The sequence below is a fragment of the Microvirga massiliensis genome (assembly GCF_001006805.1).
Classification (GTDB): domain Bacteria; phylum Pseudomonadota; class Alphaproteobacteria; order Rhizobiales; family Beijerinckiaceae; genus Microvirga; species Microvirga massiliensis.
In genome coordinates, this window is record NZ_LN811361.1 from 285079 (window position 1) to 289475 (window position 4397).

The 4397-nt window shown below is 63.3% G+C and carries 5 protein-coding genes and 1 pseudogene; 1 reads left to right on the forward strand and 5 read right to left on the reverse strand.

What is annotated here, in order from left to right:
• The 5 genes and pseudogenes from BN1233_RS49240 to BN1233_RS30855 all read right to left on the reverse strand — a co-directional run.
• Positions 1-248, reverse strand: a pseudogene (locus BN1233_RS49240) (M20 family peptidase); the annotation flags it as partial.
• 141 nt (positions 249-389) lie between these two features.
• Positions 390-923 carry an HD domain-containing protein gene (locus BN1233_RS30840; RefSeq protein ID WP_210168226.1) on the reverse strand — a complete coding sequence of 178 codons (534 nt, stop codon included), beginning with the start codon at positions 921-923 and terminating at the stop codon, positions 390-392.
• A gap of 175 nt (positions 924-1098) precedes the next feature.
• On the reverse strand, positions 1099-2382 hold the full coding sequence (locus BN1233_RS30845) for a TRAP transporter large permease (protein ID WP_046867468.1): 1284 nt from the start codon (positions 2380-2382) through the stop codon (positions 1099-1101).
• A 3-nt stretch (positions 2383-2385) separates the two neighbouring features.
• Positions 2386-2979, reverse strand: coding sequence for a TRAP transporter small permease subunit (locus BN1233_RS30850; RefSeq protein ID WP_046867538.1), 594 nt, complete (start codon positions 2977-2979; stop codon positions 2386-2388).
• Positions 2980-2992: 13 nt separating this feature from the next.
• Positions 2993-4048, reverse strand: a complete 1056-nt coding sequence (locus tag BN1233_RS30855; protein ID WP_046867469.1) for a TRAP transporter substrate-binding protein — start codon at positions 4046-4048, stop codon at positions 2993-2995.
• 117 nt (positions 4049-4165) lie between these two features.
• Here BN1233_RS30855 and BN1233_RS30860 point away from each other — a divergent pair.
• On the forward strand, positions 4166-4397 hold a 232-nt coding region (locus BN1233_RS30860), incomplete at its 3' end, for a helix-turn-helix domain-containing protein (protein ID WP_147707645.1).

Below are 4397 nucleotides of genomic sequence, written 5' to 3' on the forward strand. Positions count from 1 at the left end.
TGGGCACGTGGGACGATCGTGCCGAGCTCCAGATACTCGTCCGGACTCTGGGTCTTGCCGCCGCAGAGACCGGCTGCGCACAGCGTCGGCACTCCCATGGCAGCGGCAAAGCCGGAATCGGCGCAGCCCCCGGTGAACTCCTCCCCAACGGACAGCTCAGCGCGCCGCGCGCACCCGGCGTATAGATCGAACAGCCGGCGCGAGGCCTGCGTGGGCACAAGGGGCAGGAACTCGCCCAGGATCTCCAAGCGCGCGGATGCCCCCTGCTCAAAGGTCGGCTCTATGATCCCTTCTATCGCGGCAGCGGCTCCGAGCCCAGCCTTGAGCTTGCCAGTGCACTCTGCGTCGCCGCGAGACTTGCGTCCATGATTGGGTAGTTCGCAGCGGCCTCACGGAGCTGGGCGTCCGCTGCGCGCCGCAAGCTCGCCCTCCAGCCAGGCGTCCTCATCATCAAGCTGGCCGCCTGCATCAACGACCATCCAGAAGGTGTAGTCGGCCCAGTGCAGGATGGTGTTCTCGAGACTACGGATTAGCAACTCGCCCTCTCCCGAATGGGCGGCGGCCATGTGGGCCACCTCCTCGGGTAGGCCCATCGTTAGACAGATATGAATTCCGTAGCCAGGATGGCGCAGCGACGGCTTGCCTGTCTTGCGCGGTTCGGCCCGCCAGCGCCTGACGTTCTCGGGGTCGAATTCCCAGACCTTGCCGATGTCATGGCACAGACAGCCCGCGATCAGCAGGTCGCGGTTGACCTTCATGGCCGGGAAGAGGCTGGTCATCTCCTCGGCGATCTTCACGGCGAGCCGGGTGACCGAGCGCATGTGATCGGCCTGGCTGGCGGATTTCATCGGCTTGGGATCATAGTTGCCGGACGGCTTCATGTCGCCGATCCGCTTCAGGCTGCTGGAGTGGATCGCAGCCACCCAGGCATCGGTTACACCGGTGCGGAGGACCTCGTCCTGAATCCAAGCGATCTCGGGCATCTCCTCCAGGATAGCTGCGCGCTTGGCATCAGTGATCTCAATGCGCTTGCCGCGGAGTTCAACAGTGCGAATGGATAGCACGATGCGTCCTCTATGTAGCAGTTGAAGGGAAGACTCAGCCGAGAAGGCGCGGCAGCAGCATCACCAGGCCAGGAACGGCGATGATCAGCACGATCATCAGGAACAAGCTGATGATGAAGGGCAGCACGCCCATGATGACATCGTTGATCGAGCCGCGGCCGCGCACGCCCTGAACGACAAAAAGGTTCACGCCTACGGGAGGGGTGATCATCGCGGTCTCGCAGAGCAGTACGACCATGATGCCGAACCAGATGGGATCGTAGCCCGCCGAGACGATCACCGGTGTGATCACCGGAACCGTGACGATCATCATTGGCAGCGGCTCCATGAAGCAGCCGAGCACAAGGTAGAAGAGAACCACAGCCGCGAGCGTACCAGTCGGACTGAGACCGAGTCCCGTAATGAAGGCGTTCAGTGCGTTGACGAGGCCGATGGCCGACAGCACGAAATTCAGGAACCAGGCCGCGGCGACGATCAGCATGATCATTCCCGTCGTTCGCATGGTCCCATCGAGGGCCTCAAACAACATCTGCATCGTGAGACGTCGGTTGAAAGCCGCGAGCGCGAGCGCGATCATCACGCCGAGAGCGGCGGACTCCGTCGGCGTCGCCCAGCCGGCATAGATGCTGCCAATCACGACAAGAAAAATAATCAGCGGCGGCACTACCCCGACGAGGCCCGTGAGCCGCTCGCCCCAAGTCGCGTGCACGCTCTCGCCCCCGAGTGCCGGCCGCAGGAGGCAGCAGATGAGGATGGTGGCTATAAAAATGAGGCCGAGCGCGATGCCGGGCAAGAAGCCGGCGAGGTAAAGCTGAGGAACCGAGGTATTGGTCAGCCACCCGTAAATGATCAGATTAATTGAGGGCGGGATCAGGATGCCAAGCGTGCCACCGGCGGCGATCGAGCCAAGGAAGAGCCGCTCGCCATAGCCGTAGCGCTTGATGAGGGGAGTGGCGACCGTGCCGATCGTTGCCGCCGTGGCGACGCTCGAGCCGGAGGTCGCCGCAAAGGCCATGCAGGCACCGATATTGGCGTGCATCAACCCGCCGGGCAGCCAGGACAGCCACTGGCTCATCGATTGATAGAGGCGGTCTGCCATTCCGGAGCGCAACAGGATCTCACCGAGCAGGATGAAGAGCGGCACGCTGACCAGGATGAAGTTGCTGGAGGCCGCCCAGACAATTTCGCCCATGGCGAGGTGGAGCGGCAGAGCAGTGTAGAGCTGCCCGAGCACCATCGCGAGCAGCATCAGGGCTGCGGCGACCGGTAGGCTGAGGCCCAGGAACAGGAGAAGCAGGCCGAGGGAGGTCGGGACCATTGCTCAAAGCACTCCCTGCAGACGCGTCTCGGCCTTCGCGACGGCCTCCTCCACTTCCGTCGCCTCTGCCGCAACGGGTGCCGAAAGACGCTCCACCGTCTGGTTGTCCCCGCGCAGCAGGGCCATCAGCACGAGCACGCATTGCTCAAGGCAGACGAAGGCAAACCAGAGGAGCCCGGCGAGCCAGAGGCCCTGCGGCACGATCAGAGGCGTGCCGAGCGGAGTGTTTTCCCGCGCCCCGAGCTGCAGTGAGGTCTCCACGGTACCCCAGGCCGGCCAGCAGAGCACGAGCGCCAGTGCACCCAGCGAGATCAGTGCAAGCACGTCGAGAATGGTCCGGCCGAGCGGCGGGAAGAGCCCGCGCAGCACGTCCACGCGGACATGGGCGCGGTGGAGCAGGGCGTAGGCGAAGGACCAGCTGGCCCCTATCGCAAGCGCATAGCCGGACAGCTCATTGCCAACGCTGAAGGGCAACGCAAAGAACTTACGTGCCAGGATCTCGAAGGAGATCAGAGCAGAGGCGAGCAGCAGAAGCAGCCCGCCGGCTCGCGCCATCCAGAGCGAGACGGCCGCGACGATGCGCTCAAGGCCAATCATCGAGCGGCCGACGTCAGTGCGGCTTGGCTTCGACGCCGGCAACCTTGCCGACCGTGTCGCTCCATTCCTTGGCGCAGGTATCGCCACAGCGCTTGGCCCAGTTGGCGAGCACTCGCTCGCGCAGGATCTTCTGGGCCGTGGCACGGTCCGCCTCGCTCGGCGTCACCAGGGTCATGGCGGGACTGGCGAGAATACCATCCTTACAGGGCTGCTTCCCGGTGTTGCAGTTGATGCCGTCCTGGACGTCGGCCTTGGCCTGAGCCCACTGCCGATTCTCGAGCTCGGTGAACTCCTTCTGGAGAAAGTCGCGGACCTTGGGGTCGAGCTTCTGCCAGCTGTTCATGTTGGCCGCGAGAAAGATCATCGACCAGCCCATGGGCAGCGTATAGAGCCGGTCGCTCACCTCCCACCTGCGCGCCGTGTTGCCGGCCGAGGTTCCGGTGATCGCGCAGTCGGCAACCCCGCGCTGCATGGCGGGCACCACCTCGGCGAATGCGAGGTTCACGGTCGAGCCGCCTGCGGCCTCGACCAGATCAGCCATCACTGGATTGAAGGTTCGGACCTTCTTGCCTTTCAGGGACTCGAGGCCAGCGATGTCGCCTTTGCAGTAAAAAACCTGCAGCGCGATTGGGCTCGTGGTCAGGAGCTTGGCATTGAACTTTTCCGCCATGGCCTTTTCCAGCACCGGCCGGAAGGCGTCCGCCGCCTTGCGCTGCGTGTCGATGTCGAGGGTGACGCCTGGAAGGTCGAGCCCATCGAAGCGCGGGTCCTCACCCGCCATATAGCTCAGCGTCCCCTCAGCGATGTCGAACACGCCGAGACGGAGCAGGCGCAGCACCTCCGGGCCCTTGATGCCCAGTTCCTCGAGCGAGCCAAAGGTGGTTGTGATCGCGCCGTTCGACTTTTCGCCCAATTCCTTGGTGAAGAAGGGCTTCTCAATGTAGCGGAACATGTTCTGAGTCTGATTGCCGCCGAGCACCTTCAGGCTGGTTGTCGGAAGCTGCTGCGCGTGTGTGGCGGCAGCTAAGACCGAGAACGCGACCGCAAGCCCCATAGAGATCCTGTTCATCTATCTCCCCTTCGCCGTCAGGCCGCACTGGCTGTGGCGCAGACCGAGCAATGATGGGATATTTCCACCGGCAATCCAATTTGGATTTCCTGAGGGCTGCCATTTAAAATCCAAATCATGAGGATCACTCTCGCCCATCTCGAAGCCTTCGTCTGGATCGCCAGACTCGGTTCGGTCAAAGAGGCCGCGCGTCAACTTAACCTCGCCCAGCCGACCATCTCATTGCGACTGCGGGATCTCGAGGACGAGACCCGCACGGTGCTCTTCGAGCGCAGTAGCGGGATGCGACTAACACACGAGGGCGAGGCTCTGCTCGGCCACGCCACCACCATTCTGAGTGAGGTGGCAA

Excerpts from the sequence above, each read along its gene's own strand:
- BN1233_RS30845 (WP_046867468.1), bottom strand. The coding sequence starts at position 2,382 with ATGGTCCCGACCTCCCTCGGCCTGCTTCTCCTGTTCCTGGGCCTCAGC.
- BN1233_RS30850 (WP_046867538.1), bottom strand. The coding sequence starts at position 2,979 with ATGATTGGCCTTGAGCGCATCGTCGCGGCCGTCTCGCTCTGGATGGCG.
- BN1233_RS30855 (WP_046867469.1), bottom strand. The coding sequence starts at position 4,048 with ATGAACAGGATCTCTATGGGGCTTGCGGTCGCGTTCTCGGTCTTAGCT.